Below are 21193 nucleotides of genomic sequence, written 5' to 3' on the forward strand. Positions count from 1 at the left end.
GTGTCGTAAGGAGCAACTGTACAGGTGTATCCGACTGGATCATTTAATGATTCCAGAGGGGCTTAAGTTCGTCTGAGCAGGCTGGAGAAAAAACGTTTCCACAGATCTTTTTTTCGCTCGGTGAACTGCGCGATGACAAAAACCAAAAATACAGTAGCTGAGAAGGAAGTGTAAGCCCACATGTCTGGCTGTTCTTTTAATGGGTTAATGGCGAGGAACATGAGCAGTATGGGCTGGTGAATAAGGTATAGCGTGAATGTGGCTCCGGCAAGCCATTGAATTGGCTTTTTGTATTTTGTTATAGCTGTCTCCAGCTTCCTTAACCTTGTTGTGATCTGCTGGAATGCAACTAGGTTTAGACAAAACACAATTCCTACAATGTGAAAGTAGGCGACGCTGCTGATGACGGTGAGGCTCAAATCTTCATGTCGAAACATGGATTGACTCATAGGTGCCATTTGATGCCTCACTCCTAAATAGATTATCGGTGTGGCAAGGAATAGTGCGACAACCGACCAGGTCGGTAGCGTAGAGAGCGGAGGTGTGGGGGAGGTCATCCGCCGATAGCAGTAGACACCCATAAGCCAAAGGGGGAAATAGGCGCAAATTTTGGGGCCGGCTATGATCGCTGCGATAAAAGATAGGGTTACTCGACTTGATTTTGGGCCTGGGCCAAAGTGGTACAGACCAAAAATTATGTAGTACCAAACCTCGAAACCGAGAGACCAGTAGGGCTCTCCGCTTCCAACCTGAATGTGGCTAGTCCATAGCTCGTTTGTGAATGTTATTAGTCGTAGAATTTCGTCGACGGACCACGTAAGGTTCAGGTAGTCTGTTTTAAAACCAGCAAGAGTGTTGGGTAACAATCCCAAATAAGGTCGGTTGTCTGCGCTATACCCTATGTAGTCGGCTGCGATGGTAATGGCAATTGCAGGAAGCGCAACGGAGTACATTCTCGCCAAGCGAGAAACGAGGTAGTCCATCCCATTTCGTTCTTTTTTTTCTGTGACAAACGCGATCACAAACCCTGATAGGACAAAAAAAACAGACACAGCTGTGGTGCCGTGACCCGCCAATAGTTTGAAGTGTCCGCCAGTGAAAGTATAGGCGTGACCTAACGCAACCAGCATCGCTGCTAGCAGGCGTACGACATCAAGATAGAGCGATAAAGAAGCGGTCACAGCAGAGGAGGTGGCTCGTTGGAGCTGCATGTTATGCGGAGGGCACACGATGCTAGGTGCAGGGCACCATTCTCAACATCCCTGATTCCGGGGAAACCCTGTCCTCCGGTCTCGAAAAATCTCTTAACTCGATACACTCGAAAGCTCCACCCAGCTCGCCCACTTTTCCGGATATGGTTTTTATGACCCAAGCCTTGCGTATAGCTGTCAATGGGCGCTTTTTGTGTCGTCCAGTCACAGGAGTCGAGCGCTTCGCAACCGAAATCCTGCTGGCGCTTGATCGACTCATTTCGCAAGGCAAGGTTCAACTGCCTCCCATCGAGGTGCTCCTGCCGCCTGGTGTTGAGCCCAAGGTCCGGTTTGACAATATGCCTTTTCGCACGGTGGGTCGCAGGCAAGGGCACCTTTGGGAACAGTTGGACCTTCCGCATGCATGCTCTGGTGCCTTGCTGCTCAACTTGTGCAACACGGGCCCTATCTTGTTGCGCAATCAAGCCACGGTGGTGCACGACGCTGCAGTCTTCGCTGTGCCTCAGGCTTACAGCTTGGGTTTCAAGGTGGCGTATCGATTGCTGCACACCTGTCTTGCATTGAGGGCGAAGCATTTTTGGACCGTGTCGGAGTTTTCGCGCAAGGAACTGGTGCGCTTTCTACCGCTGGGGGGCAAGTCGGTTGTGGTGTTGCCCGAGGGTGGTGAGCATGTGCAGCGAGTCCAGGCCGACGAATCGATCCTGGATCGCTGTGCTCTGCGTACCAGGCCTTATGTCCTGTCTGTCAGCAGTGCTCAACCGGCCAAAAACTTCGGGTTGTTGGTTCGTGCGCTGGAGGGGCGTGGCGATCCTGGTTTTGATGTGGTCGTTGCCGGTGGCACGAATCCCGCCGTGTTTTCTGGCCAGCACACCGCTTTGCCAAGCTATGTCAAACATGTTGGCTATGTGAGCGATCAGGAGTTGGCAGCGCTCTACAAGCATGCGTCTTGCTTTGTTTTTCCTTCGCTGTATGAAGGGTTCGGTATTCCTCCGCTGGAGGCTATGGCCATGGGGTGCCCTGTGGTTGCATCGACTGCCGCATCGATTCCTGAAGTTTGTGCAGATGCCGCCAACTACTTTGATCCACATGATCCGGAGGCCCTGTATGTTGCGTTGATGGCAGTAATGACTGACCCACATTTGAGGGATCGGTTGCGAGCCAACGCCATACGACAGGGACAATACTGGACCTGGACACGAGCCGCGGCCAGTCTCGCGAGTGCATTGAATGAAGCGATCAGCGGCCCACACATCTAACCCGTAACTGATGACTGCTAATCAAACGACCCAAATCGCTTCGACCACTCGTCCGCGTCGAGTGGCTCTTGTGCACGACTGGTTGGTCGTTTACGCCGGTGCCGAGAAAGTGCTTGAGCAAATGCTCGAGATCTGGCCCGAAGCTGATGTGTTTGCGCTGGTTGACTTCGTGCCAGAAAAGGACCGAGCGTTTTTGAAAGGCAAGAAGGTCACCACCACCTTCATCCAAAAGCTGCCTTTTGCGCGCACCAAATACCGTGCCTACTTGCCGTTCATGCCCTTGGCCATTGAGCAGCTCGACCTGTCCGGGTATGACTTGGTTGTGTCCTCCAGCCACGCTGTAGCGAAGGGGGTGCTCACATCGCCTTCACAGGTTCATGTCAGCTATGTGCATTCGCCCATTCGCTACGCCTGGGACCTGCAGCATCAATACCTGCGCGAGTCTGGCTTGACCAAGGGCTTGAAGTCTTGTTTGGCTCGAGCTTTGCTGCACTACATTCGCCTGTGGGATTTACGCACGGCCAACGGCGTAGACGTGATGGTGGCCAACTCCAAGTTTGTGGGCAAGCGCATTCGCAAGGTGTATGGGCGCGATTCGGAGGTGGTTTACCCCCCCGTGGACACGGCCCATTTCACCCTTCGCGCAGACAAGGAAGAGTTCTACCTTACGGCCTCTCGCATGGTGCCTTACAAGATGATTCCAGCCATTGTGGAGGCGTTTGCGCTCATGCCCGACAAGAAGCTGGTTGTCATTGGCGATGGTCCTGAAATGGCGCGCATTCGTGCGGTAGCTGGATCTAACGTACAGATCTTGGGGCACCAGCCCTTTGCTACTCTGAAAGACCATATGCAAAGGGCCAAGGCCTTTGTATTTGCCGCCGAAGAAGACTTTGGCATTACCCCGGTTGAGGCGCAAGCCTGCGGTACCCCCGTCATTGCCTACGGCAAGGGCGGTGCATTGGAAACAGTGCGTGGGCTTGGCGTGGCAGACAGCCAGCCAACAGGCGCGTTCTTTTACGAGCAAACCCCCGAAGCCATCGCCCGGGCTGTTCGCCAGTTCGACGAGCAGGCCCGAGCCATCACTGCTGCAGACTGCCGCGCCAATGCGGAGAAATTCTCCATCGAGAATTTCAAGCGCAATTTGTCGGAACTGGTCGCTCGTACCTTGGCCACCCATAACTGAGATCTGAAGGCATCCCCATGAAAATTCTGGTGACCGGAGCGGCTGGCTTCATCGGAATGCACACCACGCTGGCCTTGTTGGCACGCGGCGACCAGGTGGTCGGCATCGACAACATGAATGACTACTACGATCCGCAATTGAAGCGCGATCGTTTGGCCCACATTGCTCAGCAGCACCCGCAGGCGCCTTTCAAATTCATTGAAATGGATGTGGCCGACACATCGGCGCTGCTGCATTTGTTTGAAACCGAACGGTTTGATCGAGTCATTCATCTGGCTGCGCAAGCCGGTGTGCGCTATTCGCTGCAAAACCCACATGCCTATGCCCAGTCGAACTTGGTGGGCTTTGTGAACATTCTGGAAGGGTGTCGCCACCATGGTGTGCAGCACTTGGTTTATGCCAGCAGCTCAAGCGTGTATGGTGGCAACACCAAGATGCCGTTTTCGGAAGACGACTCGGTAGACCACCCTGTGAGCCTTTACGCTGCAACCAAGAAGGCCAACGAATTGATGGCGCACACCTACAGCCACTTGTACGGTTTGCCCACCACCGGGCTGCGCTTCTTCACGGTCTATGGGCCATGGGGGCGCCCAGACATGGCCCCCATGCTGTTCACCAAAGCCATCATGGCTGACCAGCCGATCAAGGTGTTCAACCACGGCAAGATGAAACGCGATTTCACCTACATCGACGACATTGTTGCCGGAGTCGTGGCCACCATGGACCGCGTGCCCGAGCCAGATGACGGGTTTGACCGCAATGCACCCACCCCTGCCAGTTCCTGGGCCCCCTACCGCGTGTTCAACATTGGCAACAGCGAGCCAGTGGAGTTGCTGGCCTTCATTGGTGCGCTAGAAGGTGCGATTGGGAGGGCAGCGACCAAAGATTTCCAGCCCATGCAGCCTGGGGACGTGGTGGCAACCTATGCGGATACCACCAAGTTGGAGTCATGGACCCAGCTAGTACCGAAGGTGTCGGTTGAGGATGGTGTGAATCGGTTTGTTCAGTGGTACCACGCCTATTTCTCGCACAAATCGGCGAGTTATTGAACTTCGATTTGCGTGGTGAATGCCGAATAGAGGCCCAACGCAAGCAAGCATAGAAAGCCGGGGCCAGCCCACAGGAGCAAGGTCAAGGCCCAGGCTATCAGCCAGGCCGTGAACATCCACGTGAACTTACTCCAGTTGCGTTGCCATGCGGATGGAGCCCACGGGGCAACCACTAAGAGCGGTGGCAAAGCCAATTGCATCAAAAGTGATCTCATGCGGCCCGCCGATGTACGCGAATCAAGTGATCGGAGAGCCTGATCGAGAACGCCATGATGATCATTGTCGGAACCGAATGGCCTGATGTGGGGAAAACTGCGCTACCGGCTACGTATAGATTCTCGACGCCGTGAACTTTGAGATTGGCATCGACCACGCCATCCGAGGCGTCTTTGCTCATCCGTGCCGTACCGATGTGGTGATTGTTGCCCTTGACCATGCTGTTGATGACATCCGGAACCAACGGTGGAGCAACCACTGTACCCAACTTGAGGCGCGTGAGTTCCTTGATCAGAATCTCTTGCCCTTTGGCATATGTTTTGTAGTCCAGGTCACTGAAGGACCAGTTCAATACGACTTTGCGACAACCAAGCACGTCACGTTCATTGCTCAGAGTGATGCGTGAGTCTCGGTTAGGTGCCTGCTCTATACGATGATCTAAGTTGAACGCAGATCCGGTGATTGGAACGCGCGCCCATTTCGACAAGGCATAGTTGTAGAGCCCAGGAATATCCCCAACGACCTGGCCCAGTGCCTTGAGGGCTTTCATGTCGGCGGGTTTCCAGAAAGCTGCTTTCAGTTGACGTGCGGCATCCTGGGTTTGCTCAAACTCCGCGACAGGAAGGAAGCGACAGTAATAGTCAAGAATGCCTTCTCGTTTAATGCACGACTCGGTTAACCCAAGGTTAGCGTTTCGCATGAGTGTGTGAATGGTTCCTCCGTCATAAAGGCGCAAGAACCGCTCGTTAGGGAAGAACCGCCCCGATATCAATTTCGGGTGTTCCATGAAGTACCGTCCCACGTGATCGTGCTCATTGCCGATGCCAGTAGGGACGATGTCATTCGAGTCCAGCAGTAGGCGAGCATTCTCAATGGCATGAGCAGCCAAGACAAAAGTGGTCGCCTCGACGGAGAATGACTGTCCACCCAATGATTTGACGCTCAACGACGTCACTCGCTTGCCATCCTTGTTAAGGTTTATGCGAGTGACATTAGCGTGAAGAAGAACCTGAACATTTGGCAGACCTGCCAAATGGTCTCGCCAAATCTGTCCTTGGCGAGGTTTTCGCGTCAGTTGAAAGACCTGGGTGTAGATGTCTTTTGAGCTTCGGTCCGGCAGTTGTTGTGGGTCAATGCCATCCTTCAGCGCTTCATGTGCCGCGGAAAAAGAATCTGTGTCGAACCCAAGGTCTTGTGCGGCGCGATCAATGTATGGCTTGATCTCGCCCTCCTGTATCGGCCAAGCGGGTACGCCGAGCTCAGGTCGGCCAGAGTATGTGTTGTGTGTGTACGGATGGCAGTATCCCGCCCAGTGGTTGGTTGTGCCGCCAAAGTAGCGAAGTCGGCAAGCGGCGAGGTCGTAGTACTTCACCCCATGCTGCTCAGCTTTGTATAGCGACTGAGTTTCGCCCTCAAGGGTCAAGCCACCGGATTCGAGGAGCAGGACTTGCACGTTGTGCTTGCCCAAGTACCGTGCCAAGGTAATCCCTGCAGCCCCTGCGCCCACAATGCAAATATCTGCGCGCGCCGCTGTTGGTTGCCCGGCGGTACGCAAGTCAACAAAGGTACTCACGCTGTGTCATCCCTCTGGCGCCGAGCTTCGGAGACTAAATAGCCGACCTGCGTTGATGAGAAAGACAATCCGTGAATTTCGTGAACGCGACCAGCAGCCAGGTCTTCCCTGTGCAATAGCTTCAACGACAAAGATAGGTCCGGCTGCTGAGGGGCGGTCAATTTGGCTAATCCATTTTTGAAGTGAGCCAGCGCGGAGGCACAGACCTCTGATGGCAGCGCAGACTCTACCTTTTGTGCCAAGTCACTCAAACATGAGTTCCCGAAAATCGAGGCTACCTCCGGCTCTGTCTCGTAGGAGATATATCCGCAGGCTGCGAGGGCCAATGAGGCTTTAAGAGCAACACGACGCTCCCTGGTCACTGAAAGGGGCTTGGGCCAAGACATGTCAGTCCTTGGATTTGAAATATGCAACCAATGCCTGAACTTCTTCAGGTGACCACCCTTGTACGGCCATTTTGGTACCTGGGACCGTAGCTTGAGGGTTGGTCAGAAACTGGGCAAGGCGTTCTGCGCTCCAGCTCCCTTGGTGGGCGCGCATGGCTGGAGAGTATTCATACTGCACAACGCTGGCAACAGATCGGCCTAGCAGTGCAACCAAATGAGGGCCGATGAAGTTGGCCTTTTGGTCAAGATAGTGGCAGGCTGTGCAGGCTTCTGCCGCTTGCCTGCCACGTTCCACCAAAGAGGCATTTGCCTGGTCGGTGAGTGCCACATGGTCGTTGTAGTGGTGCAAACCGACATTAACGAGCACGTAAGTAACAAGTAGCGCTGATGTTCCGTAAGCAAGCTTTACCGTACGCGCCATGTTAAAAAATCAGAATTTGGAGCATTCCAAGGCGGCTCCTGTAACCTTCGGCTTGGTCTGAAGAGAGCAAATGGCCGAAGTGACAGCCTTTAGATCGCCAGTCAGATTCGCCGAACAGTTGGCCTTAGGAAACGTGTCGTTGGAGAAGTACCCGCCGATGGGCAATTTGCCAATGGACGACAAGCGGTTGTTGCTGATCGCGACGTCTTCAATGGAGCCTGCTGGGCTAAACCGTCCGACGCGAATGCCATCACCAAGGGTGCCTGTTACGGTGTTGTTGTCGATTTGGATGCTCTTGATTTGAATCGCTGGCTTCAGTGTTGGGTCAGCCGGGTCGGTATCGGGTGAGGTGTTATAGATCTCGATGCCACCTTGCCCAGTTGTACCTTTGCTCAAGTTGCTTGCCAACTTTGTGAAGTTCGCTCCCGTTGGAACATATGCCGGCGTGGTTGTTTGTACCGCATTGACGCGGTTACCGGAAATCAAAACATTTTCAACACCAGTCGTGTTGTAGTTGTTCTCGCGCGCGACAAGAATGCCAGCGCCATAAGTGGCGTTGTCTACCTGGTTGTTTTGAATCGTTACTGATTCGCCGCCAACAACCGCAATCCCACGCCCCCAGTACTGGCCGTTAACGGTGTTGTCTTTGATCAAAACATTCCGCACGCGGGCGCTAGTCAAGTAGTCGGAAATCCAGGTGCTGTCAGCTACAGCGCTTGCGCGCCAGGTGGAGGGCATGTAGGTGACGATGGCGATCATGTCATCACCCGTTTCGGTCACCGTGTTGCCAATGATCCTGCCGTCCCTTGAGCGGCCGGTGACATGAATGCCATCGGCTAGGCTTCTGGAAACCAAATTGTTGGCAACCGTAAAGAATCTGGAGGCATAAATGAAAATGCCGGCAGACGAAGCGGAATTGCTTCTATCTGTATTGGGTTGAGTAGTCGCAGGTACAACCTTGTTGTCTTGAAAAACTACTCCGCTGATATATCCGCTGGCAGCCTCTCTTCCATCTGAGACCAAGCGAGCAGAACCAATCTCGGTGCGGCGATAGTCGGTGGTTGCATGGAATGTGAATCCGTACACGCGATCTCTGTCAGCGCGAACAGTTAACGACTGATCTGCTGGCGTAGTTGCGTTGAGCGTCGCGCCATAGCCCCAAAGCGTTACATCAGGGACACGCAGGTTCAGAGACCGTACATGGTCATATCGTCCTGGGGGGAAATAAACCCACTGGCCGGGCTTTACCGCGCTGAGCGCTTGTTGGATAGCGTAGGAGTCATCGATGTCGTCGTTGGGAACTGCGCCAAACGATTTCACATTGATGGCATCGACCGGAACGGATGCGGGGACCGCCGGCGCGGTGTCGCACGATGCTGGGGCAGCTGCAGGGCCACCTTGCTCTGCTTGACCCGCTACTGGCTTGGCCAGAGCCGCGGCAAGCTGTTCCTGTACGAAGGGACCTGTGCTCGAACCAGACGGCGGCACCACGACGTTAGCAGTCGGCGACAACGGATCGCCTGAAGCTCCACCGCCACAGCCGGGTAGTAGAAACGCTGCGGTCGCACAAACGGCGGTAAAGAGGCTAGTGGGCATTCCGGGGCGGGCGTTCATGGTGAGACTCTGCGTTCTTCAATTTACTTAGGCCTCACTATGAACACAGGGGCACGTTTCGGCACGTTAATAAATCACTTTGTGTGTTTTGCTAACGCCTTGATACAAATGATGCAAATCAAGTGGGGCGTGAGAAGTTACCACAAAACCAGAGAACTTCAAAGATGCGCCTTCTTATGCTCTGCAAGTTAGTAATTTAGGACAGCATTCGCTTGAGGGATATCTTTTGTGGTGGGCTGAATACCCAGCCAAGCCCCATTTTCCTCAATAGATCTGCAGCTAAAAGAGAGCCGAATACTCCAACTGGTATTCCAATCAGAAGAATAATATAAATGTTGGTTATTCCGAATATTTTGTGTAGGGCGATTCTCGCCGGGGCAATCAGAAGCAAGTGGATGAGATAGATATCCATTGAGCGCTCTCCAAGAGTGGAGAGCCAGCCAAGTTTCTTGGCCGGAAGCGAGTAGCAAAACAAAAAGAATGCAATCAATACAGTAATAGCAATCGGTGTGGCATTGGGGGTGACAGACCTAAAGCTGTAAGTTCTTTCGTTGAAGGTGATGTGAAAGACGTAAAGTGTCGCCAGTATCCCCGCGAGGGAGATGACAGTAATTCCAGCGTGGCTTATTTGCTCCTTTCTAAGGAAGGGGGCAATAAATACGCCAATGGCGAAATATATAAAGCTCATCTGAAACTCAGACAAGGCAAAGGGCAGATTAACCGGCTTCCAAAGTATCAGGAGTGCAACGCCGATGGCAGGGAGGATAAGTCTGGCTGTTCTAGGGGATGTAAGGAAAATGAGTAGTTCAGTCAAAAGGAACGCCTCAAATAACGCATAAAGGAACCAGAAGATGCTTCTTGGGGCCCAGGGAAAACTCAGTAGCGCGTAGGGGCTGGTTGAGCCATTTGTATAGCCAGACCCAATTACCTCAAATGCGCCAATTATTAGCGACCAGATGATGTAGGGGTAAAAGATGCCATCAAATTTTCCTCCAACTTCCTTCAGTCCATGTCTCCGCTCCATTGTTCCGCTGTACAGCGCTCCGGAGACAAAGAAAAATGCGGGCATCGACCAGATGGTGCTACTACTGCTGAGTGCGTAAAACCAATTCTGTGGGACGTCCTTTAATAGGCCTGCCCCGTCAATTCCTCGCCAAAGGTGGGCAAAGACAACGATAATAATGCCTATGCCTTTGGCGTAGTCAAAAGATAAGTTTCTCTGGCTCATTTTGTATTTGATGTTTTAGTGTGGCGCGGCTGAAGTCGCCGTGTCCTTGATTTGCTGGTTGCTGACTCGGATTCTCTTCACGGTTCGGGAGACAAGAACGAATGTCAAAAACTCTGTCAGAACGACAGAGGCCGCCGCGCCGATTACGCTAAATTCGTTGACCATCAGAGGGGCTTGTATGCAATGGAAGGCCACGCTTGTCGCATAAATCCATTTTAGTCTCTTGTGCTCGCCCCAGGCCAGTATTTTGAGCTGAACGGAAATCATGGTAAGTCCAGCAAATATCGGGCTGATTGTCAGCACTTTCAGTACGGACGCGGACTCGACGAAGCTACGCCCGTAAATGAGTGGGACTAACCAATCGCCCAAGACGACAGCGCCGACCCAACACATCGAGGTGAACGTTATGACAAATGCGTATATATACTTTAATGATGGATTCGAGCCAGCGCAAACCCGAGGATATATGGCCTGAACAGCGGGGCTGGTCATTGCGCCAACCGCCTTCACCAGCTTTTCGGATGCAGAGTACAGGCCTAGAGCGGCTTCCCCTCCTACAAAGCGAATAATGATGCCGTTTGCGTAGATGTAGATGGAACTCAATATCGTTGAAGTGTATATATGAATCCCATCAGTGAATGCATACCTAATGTGGCTGAGTTTGGGTTTTGTGTATTTGAATGGCCTGCTGACTGCAATCCAGGCAAGGCATAGCAGTCCGGTAACAAACTGAGGTCCGAACTGAAGCCACGCTGCGAGTTCCAAATCCGATGGGGTTTTTACATAGATTGCCAACGGAATTAAAGAGAGGAATCGCGGTACGGCGGTGATGGCAGCAAAAATGTGATTTTTTTCCAACCCATGGAATAGCCATGCGGGTGTCATAACACTACCAATGACTGACACGAACGAAATCAATATCAGGGTGCGCGTGCTTGCTAGAGAAGGGGTCAAGCTAAGTGCGGTATATACGATGGCGCAAGCTGTAAATGCAAGTACCATGCGCACCACAGATGTGTTGATAACGATTTCAGAAAGGTTTTCTCGATTGCTGTTGGCTTGTGAGATGCGACGGGTGGCGGTGAGGTTGAACCCAAAGTCCGTGGTGAGTATGAGGTACTGAAGGATAAGTTGTGAAAATGCGAGTGTGCCGAAGGCTTCGGGGCCTAGTGCTCTTCCCAAATAGGGGAGTGCGAGCAAGGGAACCAGGATATTGGTTCCCTGAATGATATAAAGGTGGAGGGCGTTTCTACGTGTGCTCACGGCGTGTGATCGCTTCTGTTCTGTAGAAAAGTTTATAGCGTTCGCAGCACTTGTTCCAGCCAAATTCTCTCAGTGCGAAAGCGCGTGACTCTAATCCAGTAGAGTCCTCATTTAGGGCGCATGCTTGAGCCACAGTATCTGGAAGCGATTCATCGCTGCTTAGTAATAGGACACACTTGGTCTGATTTGCAGCCCATTCGATGAAAGGGGTTGGTCTGGCAATAATAATTGGCGCCTTGCCAATCGCCTCGAAGAACATGCCGCTAACTAGACTTGATTCTGGGTTGTGTGGCAGTAATAACGCGTCGGTTTCGTCTAGCGCTTGTCTCAGATCTGCATCGCTCAAAAATCGGGCGTCGATGGTGACCGAGTCCTCTAGATCGAACTGTTTAACTAGATTTTTGAGTGTATTTAAATAGCCTTCTGAGCACTGGCCCGAAATTTTCAGATGATGTCCCTTTGGCCAGTTTGAAATAATCCTATCAATCCCCTTGTAGGGGCGAATCGCCCCAATGATTCCAAAGTGCAAGGGTCCACTACGATCTTGCCTGTCTTGGCATTGTTCGGATATGGGTGTCTTTGAATCCCAATAGAGCGGGTGTGGCAGATAATGCGCCCTGTAGAACTTGGCGAGCGGGGGGGAGTGAGTGGCGCGCTTGGTACAGATTGAACCAAACGCACTAATCAGCATTTTCGAGATTGTTCTGTTTATCCCTGTTGTGTCGTGTACGGCGTGATTGTGTATGAAATATACTGATTCACCGCGGCTCAATTTGGTAATAAGAAAATAAGTTGCCCAAATCAAAAAGCCTATAAGGCTGAATCTCGGGTTATTTTTCCCATGTGAGAAGCATCGGTTCTCAATCCAGTGAAATATGAGAGTGGAGTCGCGTGAAAGCAGGGTAGGTAGGTAGGGTGAAAAAATCGTCCTGAGTGTCAAAGGCCTTACCTGGTATCCGCATTCAATGAGGATTCTCTTTTGGATCTCGATGTATGAATTTGAAGGGTTGCTGAAGGGGGAGATAAAAGCAGTCTTCATTTTTTTGCGAGGCGGACAGTTGTGGCTGTTAGTTTCGACAACGCTGCCTTCTTGTTGATTTGCTTTCTCTTCAGTCCAAGAACCCAAAGCGCTAGTAATCCCCCGAGTACGGAGGTGAATGACCGTGAAGATCCTAGATATGGATACCTATAGATCTCAAGCATCATGATAAAGAATAGGGGATAGAAAATAACCCCGCGCGCACCGCCGCCTAGGAATGATCGATATAAGACGCCAGCCAGAAAGCCCATGATGGCGTAGTAATAGAATGCGCCAGCAATACCCATGTCGAAGACCGTTGTGTATAGGCCTGATGGATTGTTGAACTCTGGGTCAGCATAGAGGTTTAGAAATTCGTCTAGCGTTGAGTGGCTTGTTCCTGTGTAATAGCGAAATATTGGGCCAATCAGGGCGGGTGCTTTGTGTGCAAATTGTAGTGTGTGCTCGAATTTGTATGTTGGCCAATCATACAGTTCTAGTAATCCTGCGCCGTTGTTCAGGGATGTGTAATAGTACGAACCAAGTCGTCCTACAGCAAAACTCCAGAAGCTTGTCTTGTTGTTGTATACGTCTGATTGCCAGGAGCGAAAATATTCTGCGCCTCCAAAATAGGCGATAAGAGCAGGAATGCCAACAATGGGGCCTAGCTTTAAGAGCGTTTTGATTGCTGTGTTTGTGCTGCGTCGGTGCATTTCGATCAGAAAAGGCAGGAAGCTGGCGACGAATAATTCGATTAGAGCCAGGCGTTCTGCCCACACGTACACTCTAAATATTGTGAATAAAAACAATATGACTGAGAGTGCCTTCAGGCTGAATGGTACTTTTTTAGGTTCGGTTGCAAGCAGGTAACTAATTACGGCAAAGTAAACTGGTAAAAAATTAACTAGCGATGTGACGCCAGCGACGGCGCTGAGGTCGTTTCGGCTAAATTTTTTGCCTCCGGTTATCACCCCTACTAAGGCTGAGGGAGAAAAGATGATGTCTTTAAACCAGAAGGTATATGCGAAAAGGACAATCAAGCCGTAGGCCCAAACGAACGGTGTCCAGTTGCGCTCAGAAATTTTTCCGTGATCTGAGAGCTGAACTTGTTCTCCTACCTTCGATCCTATTGCCATAACAGCGATCAATGCGGCACCCAATGCGAGGTGCCAGCTCTGTAAGAAAACCATCCCCTTAACTCGAATGCTCTCAGTGCCGATGGAACCAACGAAAATGATCGCAAAGTAAACCGGCAGGAGGAAGCCTATCGCGAGGCCGCTCGGCGATAGCCACCAAGGGGCGCTTGGCGTGAAGCTGGATTTCTTTTGAATGTGGATCATTTACTGTCCGCGACTTGCTGGATTGCAGACAAATCGTGCGATCGGGAGCCCGACGCTGCGAGGGGCAACCAAAATAAAAAGAGCCCACAAAAGAAGGCCTAATTTCATGGTGGCAGTGCTTGGTCGCCTGATGATGGATTTGGCTAGCCGGGGTAATAATCTGGATCCGTTCGCAAATCCCTCTAAATAGCTATTTGTATTGAAGAGGCCTCTGGCGTAATCTTGCTTTTCAATCGAAAACTCGAAGATATCTGTAGGAAGGTCGACTTGATTTGGAAGACGGCTGGTGATCCAAGCCTGAAATCGAGCGTATCTTCGCTTGAGTCGCTCTGATTCGTTGGTACGCTTTGCTGCGTTACCCAGCACGAAGCTTTGCTGATCCTCTTTGCGGTGCACTCGATATTCACCAAGCGGGGCATCATTGCCAGCCGTTGCGGCTTCGCCAAGCAGGCTGCAGCCGTAAATTGCAAAGAAGTCTGCGCCGTGCTTGTCTTGATCGTCTAGGGGCAACGGGGCAAGTTTTCTTAAAACAGAAACCCTATATGCGTTTCCGCTGCCAGGCGCAGACTGGTAAAGGCATTGCTGCCTCAGCATGATTTGAGATACCGGACCGCTTGCGAGATGTGTTGGAATAGTTCCCCCGGTTGGGGTTCCAGTCGAGTCTATCAACCGGAGGCGAAAGTGAACCTTGGCAGCGGCCAAATTGGATTTGAATGCGGCAACTACTTCTGTGGCAGCGTTGGGTAGCAGTCGGTCGTCTGAGTCGAGAAAGAAAACAAACTCACCCTTGATGATGTTCAAGGCTGCGTTGTAAGCAGAGATCTGCCCTTCGTTTTCCTTAAGGATGATCTCTGCGCGGTCGCGATAAGACTCGATCACGTCCCGTGAGCCGTCGGTTGATCCGTCATCAACGATGATGAGCTCGATCCGTGGGTAATTTTGAGCCAGAGCTGATTCAATGGCTTTGGCGATATAGCCTTCATAGTTGTAGTTGCATACAACTATTGAAACCAGCGGGACGGATTCAGCCATACGGGGTTCAGCAGTCGTTCAGAATAACGCCAGCGACATCGACCTTGGCAATTTTCAAGGTTGCCAACAGTCTCGAGATGTCTCGTTCAGCGCTTTTATCTTTTCTAGCAATAACCAGACCAGAGCCGCATCGGGCGGCAATGGCGCAGTTGTCCGCGCCAACTTCGGATGCGGGGGTATCCACAATCACGTAGTCAAACTTCTTGCTCAGTTCAACCAACAACTGGGAAAAAGACTGGCGTTCGATCAACTCCAATGGATTGGGAGGAGGATTGCCCGCAGGCAGTAGGTAAAGGTTGGGAATGTCTTGCGCGGGCATGTAGACATTTGGCGCAGATCTTCCGACAAGCGTGTCTGCCAAGCCGCCTTCTGACTTAGGCAAGCCAAATATGCTAGCTAGTCTCGGATTGCGCAAGTCTGCGTCAATCAAGACAGTATTGCGACCGAGTTGGGCGAACGAAATGGCCAGGTTAGCAGCATAAAAACTTTTGCCATCACCTCGATTTGGGCTTAGCACGGCAAATGGTTTGTGTGGCTGATTTTCTGGGAACTGAGACATCAGCAACTGACTGCGCAACTCTCGAAACATTTCCGCCTCTGGCGAAAATGGGTGGCGCGCCACAATCAGCTCCTCGCTCAGATTGGTTGATTTGGAGTGGATGTACGGATATTCATATTGCTGGGCGAGGGCCCAGACTACATCGTCGCCACTGATATAGCCTAGTGCAACTGCGGCTTCACCAAAGCGAGAGCCGTTGGCTTTCTGATACTGAAGGACCGCTTCTACCTGATCGGACGTCAAGCTATTAGCTTGGCTGATGATGTCGCCAATAGGGCGGCTCTTGTTTGGGGTAGTCGAATTCACTCTTGCTCCTGTTCTGAACTAAATGCCTTGCTTACTTGCTCTTCAGCAGAGGGGGCAATAGTTTCGATGCGAGGGACTTCTTATTGTTTTGTCCAAGCTGTGGGTTGGATGCGTTGAAACTTTGTGTCGTGGGGTTGAAGTTGATCTTTCCGATGTTCGCAAGAACTGGGAGTTCAAACATCAACGCGGCATCCTCTTCGCTACGCACTTTCCGATTGGTCGACTCAAGGCGAATAGCCAGCAAGATCCCGGCAAGAATGCCCAAGGCGGTTCCAACGCCTGTATTCAACAAAATTTTGGGTGAAGTAGGTTCAGCTGGCTCGTCAGCGCTGTTCAACAGGCTGACGTTGGTTTGCGTGGTCTGGCTTTCAAGTGACACCTGGTTCAAGCGAGCGAGAATTCCGTCGTACGCCTTCTGGGCACTTTCCACGTCCTGATTCAGTGCTGCGGCTTCATCGCGAATTTGCTTCATTGACAATACTTTTTGTCGCTGAGCTTCATAGCCTGCGATGACCTCTGCCTCGCGGCTGCGATTGACCTGGTTGGCCACGCCAACGCTGCCCAGGATGCGGCGAGTTTCGGATTCAAGTTTCACCGCCAGATCTGCAATCTGGGCCTTCTGTTGCTGCACGGTTGGATGAGCGTCGCCATATCGCGACTGCAGATCCTTGAGTTGTGCCTCTTGGCGAACAAGGTCGGCCTTGATGCCATTAACGACTGGGTTATTCAGGACGTCCTGCAGCTTGTCGCCCTGGGCCAAACGGCTTTGCTGCTGGCGGCTGTTTGTGTCTGCACTCAATGCACGCAGGGCAACGACTTGCTGACTCAGTTCAGCCAGTCGAGCCATTTCGACGTCAAAGCGCTCGTCGGAGCTGATCAGACCCTTGTCCTTAAGGTAGGTTGATAGAGCCGAACGTGCTGCGTCAAGCTGCCCTTTTGCGCGTCGCAGTTGCTCATCAAAGTAATTCGAGTACTGTTTGGCTGGAGCATTGCGCAGTTCCACGGCGGTTTCCATGTAGGCCTGAGCGAATGCATTTGCCACTGCAGCCGAAAACTTCGGGTCTGGCGAAATGTAGGTGATGTCGATCACATTCGATTCTTTGGCAGGCTTGATGTCGGTATTGGTTTGCAGCCAGTTACCGATCCATCCGACAAAGCTGCCACGCCCGTCTGTTGCCGATTGCCACTTGTCCTTAAGGATCGGGCTCTCTGTCAGTTTCAAGTTGTTGACAACTTTCTTGGCAACTCGGTCACTGCGAAGAATATCGATCTGGGTTAGCAAATATCCCTGGCCGCCCAGCCCCGGAACCAGTCCGTTGATCGGGTCGGTTGCCTTGTTGTCAATAACGACCGTGGCGACAGCGGAGTATTTTTTGGGGAGTACCAAACTCACGCCGGCGCTGAGCGCGAGGAACGCACCAGCGGTTGCGAATATGACGAGGCGGCGAGCCTTCAGAACGGTTGTCAATTGGGTAAGGGTCATTGGCGCTCCAAAATCTGTGAGCAAAGGTTTATCTGGCGATCAAGTTCCGGCCGGCGGCTGGGGTCGCGGCAACCAGATCAGCAAGAAATTGTTCTTGTTTACGGAAGGCTGCATCGTAATCGCCTCCAGTCGGGACGCGTTGAGAGGCGCGAACCAAAATACCGTCGGTCATTTTTCCAGCAAGGCCTTCTTTCAAAATAGTAAGGCGAGTGACCCAAGCCGAATCGCTGTAGGTTGCCCCGATTCTGATCCAGTAGCTAACAAGTTCAACCGTGCCGGGGCCACTCGCAGCAATCATCCGTTTTCCCGTGATCAAACTGGTTCGTTCGGGTACCGCGGGAAATGAAGCGGGCTTCAGGTCCAAGACCTTCAGGCCTTGGGCGGGGTAGCACAATTCAGGGCGATGTATTTTTACTTCTTGTCGTTGTCTTGCACCATAGGCAAGCGTCAACATAATCCGAGTGCCATCCTTGAAAGCATATGTTCTCGACAAAATGTCGTCATAGGGCTGGTCCAAATTGGTTTGACCTGGAGTCAGGGTTTGGTCAACCTGAATGGTGCTGCTAGGAATGTATGTCCACCCCGCAAATTCTTTGGGGACGACAGAATCAAGGGCTGGGGCAGGAGAATCGGCGTGGAGTCTCGGGGCCAATGCCACGGCCAAAAGGGCGCCGACCAGTAACGCAGCCACTGTCAGGATCGTTATCCGGCGTGTTTGAAGCTTTTGTTCAGCCATGGTTGCCTATATTTGGTCGAGGTGTGCTGTTGATGCCTTAGCCGCTCTGGCGTGGCAGGACACATGCACAGTCACACTGGACTCCCATTTTTGTTCGTCGAGGGCTTGAAAAATAGGCCGAGAATGCTGTCAACGCCAACTGTCAGCGCAGTAGCGACCATGAATAGAAGAATACCTGCGAAGCCGTGCACGAAGCCTTGGCCGGCTTCGTCGCCAAAATAGTAGGTCACCAGCACCAGCACGCACACGCGCGTGACGTTGGAGACAAAGGAAATGGGCAGAATCAGCGAGGCCAGCAAAATGTTGCGAGCCTTGCTGGCGTGCTGGGCCACGCTCATGTAGAACACGCCAATGGCTTCCAGCGCGAAGATGGAGTTCAGGCCAGCGCAGGCGTCGGCCACAAGCAACCGGTAGGGCCCGATGGTCAAAACAACCCCTGATCGACCGATCGGGTAGCCCAGGTGAAACAGCAGGGCTTCTGACACATAGGACACGGCTGCTTTGAGTGGCGCGGTGATCTGGTCAACCACCGAGCCCGGAATGGGGATGATGAAGATGATGAAGAAGATGGGGAAGGCCATCAGCCGCCAGGCAGCCCAGCCTTTGTAGAGCAGGGCAATGGCCGAAATGACGAACATTTGCGACCCCACGTCCAGAAAGCTGACGTCTTGCGAGCGGCCCACCACGTACATCAGCAAGCCCAACACCATGGACACGCTACCGGCCAGGGTGGCTGGCGATGAGGCCAGGGCCTGAAAGCGGGGCAGCCGCTGCCAGATCAGCCACATGGTGAGCGCCAGCATGACCGGGCCGTGGCCTTGACCCACGACCTTCCACAGCGTTGCGTTCAGCTGCAGATAGGTGGGGGTGTACATGGCCGCCAGGCCCAGGCCCACGGCAATGAGCTCGGCATGGCTTGGCGCGTTGGGTGCAGCCGGTTGTGTTGATGCTGGCGAAGCCAGGGTGCCTGATGTCATGTGTGGGGCGTCAGGTGCGGTTCTTCAGAAAATCTTGGTAAGCAAGACGAATGCCGTCTTCCAGAGATGTTTTGGCCGTCCAGCCCAAACTGCTGAGGCGGGACACGTCCATCAGCTTGCGGGGTGTGCCGTCTGGTTTGCTGGCGTCGAAACTGAGGTCGCCTTGGAAACCCACGACTTTAACGATGGTTTCGGCCAATTGGCGAATGGTGATGTCTTGCCCTGTGCCAATGTTGACCAAGGGGCCGCTGTAGCCGGTTTCCATGAGGTACACGCAGGCGTCGGCCAGATCGTCTGCATAAAGAAACTCGCGCATGGGGGTGCCAGAGCCCCAGACGGTGAGGCTCGCTTGCCCTTGTTGCTTGGCTTCGTGGGCCTTGCGGATCAGGGCTGGCAGCACGTGGCTGTTGTTGAGGTCGTAGTTGTCGTTCGGCCCGTACAGGTTGGTGGGCATGACACTGATGTACTGACGGCCGTATTGGTCGTTGTAGGCCTCGCACAGCTTGATGCCGGCAATTTTGGCAATGGCGTAGGGCTCGTTGGTGGGTTCGAGCGGGCCGGTGAGCAGGTAGTCTTCCTTCAGCGGCTGGGGGGCCAGCTTGGGGTAGATACAGCTGGAACCCAGAAACATGAGGCGTTGCACGCCGGCGGTGTGGGCCGAGTGAATGAGGTTGGCCTCGATGATGAGGTTTTGGTAGATGAAGTCGGCCCGGAAGACGTTGTTGGCCTGAATGCCGCCGACTTTGGCCGCAGCAATGAAGAGGTAGTCAGGGCGCTCGGCGTGCATGAAGTCGTGCACGGCCTGCTGGTTGAGCAGATCCAGTTCCTGGCGGCTGCGGGTGATGACCTGGGTGTAGCCCAGGGCTTGCAGCTTGCGCACCAGGGCTGAGCCCACCATGCCGCGATGGCCCGCCACGAAGATTTTTGCGTTTTTGTCCATGTTGGGCTGAATGCGGAAAATCGGAGGTTGGGTGCTTGGCGTGGTGGAGGGTGCGCCGCAGGAAAGGTTCCCTCCCGCTTCCCCCTGGGATGGGGTGGGCTTCGGCCAAGTGTATCGGCTTTGCGATGGCAGAAGGGGGGAAGCGCGGTGCCTCCCCCCTTACTAAGGTTTCCCCTGATCAGGGGTGTTTACTCGTGGTGATCGTAGGCTTGGAAGCCTGCGAGCTTGACCAGGCTGTCGCGCTTGGCGGCGGTGTAGTCGCTCAGCACCATTTCCTTGACCAATTCGGACAAGGTGATCTTGGGCGTCCAGCCGAGTTTTTCTCGTGCTTTGGTGGGGTCGCCCAGCAGGGTTTCGACTTCGGTGGGGCGGTAGTAGCGAGGGTCGACCTTGACGATCACGTCGCCCACTTTGCATTTGGCGAGCATTTCGCGTTCGCCCTTGGCGTTGACGATGGGCGCCACGGCGGTGACGCGACCCACTTCGGCTTCGCCTTCCCCTTCAAATGCCAGGCTGATACCCAGTTCCTTGGCCGCAAATTCGACAAACTGGCGCACGCTGTATTGCACGCCGGTGGCGATGACGAAGTCTTCGGCATGGTCTTGCTGCAGCATGAGCCATTGCATTTCGACGTAGTCTTTGGCGTGGCCCCAGTCGCGCAGGGCACTCATGTTGCCCAGGTAGAGGCAGTCTTGCAGGCCCAGGGCAATGCGGCTGATGGCGCGGGTGATCTTGCGGGTGACAAAGGTTTCGCCGCGCACCGGGCTTTCGTGGTTGAACAGCACGCCGTTACAGGCGTAGATGCCATAGGCCTCACGGTAGTTCACCGTGATCCAGTAGGCATACATTTTGGCCACAGCGTAGGGGCTACGTGGGTAGAAGGGAGTGGTTTCCTTCTGGGGAATTTCCTGAACCAGGCCGTACAGCTCGGAGGTGGAGGCTTGGTAGAACTTGGTCTTTTTCTCCAGACCCAGAATGCGGATGGCTTCGAGCAGGCGCAGGGCACCAATGCCGTCGGCGTTGGCGGTGTATTCGGGCTCTTCGAAGCTCACGGCCACGTGCGATTGAGCGGCGAGGTTGTAGATTTCGTCGGGTTGCACTTTCTGAACGATGCGCACCAGGCTGGTCGAATCGGTCAGGTCGCCGTAGTGCAGCACGAAGTTGCGGTTGTCGACGTGCGGATCTTGGTAGAGGTGGTCAATGCGGTCTGTGTTGAACAGGCTGGAGCGGCGCTTGATGCCATGCACCTCGTAGCCTTTGTTCAACAGAAATTCAGCTAGATAAGACCCGTCCTGACCTGTGACGCCGGTAATCAGGGCGACTTTTTTGCTCATTGACTTGCTCCTGAGGCAGTTGATCCCGACTTCTGTCGAGCTAATCGTCAAGGTATAGCAGATTTATT

17 protein-coding genes and 1 pseudogene are annotated in these 21193 nt (G+C 53.1%); 3 read left to right on the forward strand and 15 right to left on the reverse strand.

The genetic code is table 11. The features are described 5' to 3' along the window. Positions 1-62 precede the first annotated feature (62 nt). Positions 63-1211 (reverse strand): acyltransferase, encoded by a 1149-nt coding sequence (locus VFW72_RS00380; protein ID WP_329672274.1) that lies wholly within the window; start codon positions 1209-1211, stop codon positions 63-65. A gap of 26 nt (positions 1212-1237) precedes the next feature. Here VFW72_RS00380 and VFW72_RS00385 point away from each other — a divergent pair, with 26 nt between their 5' ends. The 3 genes and pseudogenes from VFW72_RS00385 to VFW72_RS00395 all read left to right on the forward strand — a co-directional run bounded on the left by VFW72_RS00385 (position 1238) and on the right by VFW72_RS00395 (position 4699). Further along, complete coding sequence (locus VFW72_RS00385) at positions 1238-2467, forward strand: glycosyltransferase family 1 protein (RefSeq protein WP_329672275.1); 1230 nt, start codon at positions 1238-1240, stop codon at positions 2465-2467. 10 nt (positions 2468-2477) lie between these two features. Further along, positions 2478-3635 (forward strand): annotated as a pseudogene (locus VFW72_RS00390) (glycosyltransferase family 4 protein); the annotation flags it as partial. Between the two features lie 32 nt (positions 3636-3667). After that, positions 3668-4699 (forward strand): NAD-dependent epimerase, encoded by a 1032-nt coding sequence (locus tag VFW72_RS00395; protein WP_329672276.1) that lies wholly within the window; start codon positions 3668-3670, stop codon positions 4697-4699. 211 nt (positions 4700-4910) lie between these two features. On the opposite strand, the gene VFW72_RS00400 is transcribed toward VFW72_RS00395, so the two are convergent. The 14 genes from VFW72_RS00400 to gmd form a co-directional block, all read right to left on the reverse strand. Further along, a complete protein-coding gene (locus VFW72_RS00400) occupies positions 4911-6488 on the reverse strand; it encodes a GMC family oxidoreductase (RefSeq protein ID WP_329672277.1) in 1578 nt (525 codons plus the stop codon). Between the two features lie 387 nt (positions 6489-6875). Beyond that, complete coding sequence (locus tag VFW72_RS00405) at positions 6876-7295, reverse strand: c-type cytochrome (protein ID WP_329672278.1); 420 nt, start codon at positions 7293-7295, stop codon at positions 6876-6878. 9 nt (positions 7296-7304) lie between these two features. Beyond that, positions 7305-8909, reverse strand: coding sequence for a glycosyl hydrolase family 28-related protein (locus tag VFW72_RS00410; protein ID WP_329672279.1), 1605 nt, complete (start codon positions 8907-8909; stop codon positions 7305-7307). Between the two features lie 196 nt (positions 8910-9105). Further along, positions 9106-10137, reverse strand: a complete 1032-nt coding sequence (locus VFW72_RS00415; RefSeq protein ID WP_329672280.1) for an acyltransferase — start codon at positions 10135-10137, stop codon at positions 9106-9108. Between the two features lie 15 nt (positions 10138-10152). After that, entirely contained in the window at positions 10153-11400 is a 1248-nt protein-coding gene (locus tag VFW72_RS00420) for an oligosaccharide flippase family protein (RefSeq protein WP_329672281.1), read from the reverse strand. Beyond that, a complete protein-coding gene (locus tag VFW72_RS00425) occupies positions 11387-12091 on the reverse strand; it encodes a glycosyltransferase (protein ID WP_329672282.1) in 705 nt (234 codons plus the stop codon). The genes VFW72_RS00420 and VFW72_RS00425 overlap by 14 nt, the downstream gene beginning before the upstream one ends. A 344-nt stretch (positions 12092-12435) precedes the next feature. Then, positions 12436-13758, reverse strand: coding sequence for an O-antigen polymerase (locus VFW72_RS00430; protein ID WP_329672283.1), 1323 nt, complete (start codon positions 13756-13758; stop codon positions 12436-12438). Beyond that, positions 13759-14790, reverse strand: coding sequence for a glycosyltransferase family 2 protein (locus VFW72_RS00435; RefSeq protein ID WP_329672284.1), 1032 nt, complete (start codon positions 14788-14790; stop codon positions 13759-13761). A gap of 7 nt (positions 14791-14797) precedes the next feature. Beyond that, a complete protein-coding gene (locus tag VFW72_RS00440) occupies positions 14798-15655 on the reverse strand; it encodes a polysaccharide biosynthesis tyrosine autokinase (protein WP_329672285.1) in 858 nt (285 codons plus the stop codon). Between the two features lie 31 nt (positions 15656-15686). Next, on the reverse strand, positions 15687-17138 hold the full coding sequence (gene epsF / locus VFW72_RS00445) for a chain length determinant protein EpsF (RefSeq protein ID WP_329672286.1): 1452 nt from the start codon (positions 17136-17138) through the stop codon (positions 15687-15689). Positions 17139-17166: 28 nt separating this feature from the next. Then, a complete protein-coding gene (locus VFW72_RS00450; protein ID WP_329672287.1) occupies positions 17167-17874 on the reverse strand; it encodes an exosortase C-terminal domain/associated protein EpsI in 708 nt (235 codons plus the stop codon). A gap of 71 nt (positions 17875-17945) precedes the next feature. Further along, positions 17946-18851, reverse strand: a complete 906-nt coding sequence (gene xrtB, locus VFW72_RS00455; RefSeq protein WP_329672288.1) for an exosortase B — start codon at positions 18849-18851, stop codon at positions 17946-17948. A 10-nt stretch (positions 18852-18861) separates the two neighbouring features. Next, a complete protein-coding gene (gene fcl / locus VFW72_RS00460; RefSeq protein WP_329672289.1) occupies positions 18862-19791 on the reverse strand; it encodes a GDP-L-fucose synthase in 930 nt (309 codons plus the stop codon). Positions 19792-19979: 188 nt separating this feature from the next. Continuing rightward, a complete protein-coding gene (gene gmd, locus VFW72_RS00465) occupies positions 19980-21125 on the reverse strand; it encodes a GDP-mannose 4,6-dehydratase (protein WP_329672290.1) in 1146 nt (381 codons plus the stop codon). Positions 21126-21193 lie beyond the last annotated feature (68 nt).

Source organism: Aquabacterium sp., assembly GCF_036273115.1.
Classification (GTDB): Bacteria; Pseudomonadota; Gammaproteobacteria; order Burkholderiales; family Burkholderiaceae_C; genus Aquabacterium.

What these genes read in the sequence shown, in the direction of transcription:
- VFW72_RS00380 (WP_329672274.1), bottom strand. Translation starts at nt 1,211, where the DNA reads ATGCAGCTCCAACGAGCCACCTCCTCTGCTGTGACCGCTTCTTTATCG.
- VFW72_RS00395 (WP_329672276.1), top strand. Translation starts at nt 3,668, where the DNA reads ATGAAAATTCTGGTGACCGGAGCGGCTGGCTTCATCGGAATGCACACC.
- VFW72_RS00405 (WP_329672278.1), bottom strand. Translation starts at nt 7,295, where the DNA reads ATGGCGCGTACGGTAAAGCTTGCTTACGGAACATCAGCGCTACTTGTT.
- VFW72_RS00410 (WP_329672279.1), bottom strand. Translation starts at nt 8,909, where the DNA reads ATGAACGCCCGCCCCGGAATGCCCACTAGCCTCTTTACCGCCGTTTGT.
- VFW72_RS00415 (WP_329672280.1), bottom strand. Translation starts at nt 10,137, where the DNA reads ATGAGCCAGAGAAACTTATCTTTTGACTACGCCAAAGGCATAGGCATT.
- VFW72_RS00425 (WP_329672282.1), bottom strand. Translation starts at nt 12,091, where the DNA reads ATGCTGATTAGTGCGTTTGGTTCAATCTGTACCAAGCGCGCCACTCAC.
- VFW72_RS00430 (WP_329672283.1), bottom strand. Translation starts at nt 13,758, where the DNA reads ATGATCCACATTCAAAAGAAATCCAGCTTCACGCCAAGCGCCCCTTGG.
- VFW72_RS00435 (WP_329672284.1), bottom strand. Translation starts at nt 14,790, where the DNA reads ATGGCTGAATCCGTCCCGCTGGTTTCAATAGTTGTATGCAACTACAAC.
- epsF (WP_329672286.1), bottom strand. Translation starts at nt 17,138, where the DNA reads ATGACCCTTACCCAATTGACAACCGTTCTGAAGGCTCGCCGCCTCGTC.
- VFW72_RS00450 (WP_329672287.1), bottom strand. Translation starts at nt 17,874, where the DNA reads ATGGCTGAACAAAAGCTTCAAACACGCCGGATAACGATCCTGACAGTG.
- xrtB (WP_329672288.1), bottom strand. Translation starts at nt 18,851, where the DNA reads ATGACATCAGGCACCCTGGCTTCGCCAGCATCAACACAACCGGCTGCA.
- fcl (WP_329672289.1), bottom strand. Translation starts at nt 19,791, where the DNA reads ATGGACAAAAACGCAAAAATCTTCGTGGCGGGCCATCGCGGCATGGTG.
- gmd (WP_329672290.1), bottom strand. Translation starts at nt 21,125, where the DNA reads ATGAGCAAAAAAGTCGCCCTGATTACCGGCGTCACAGGTCAGGACGGG.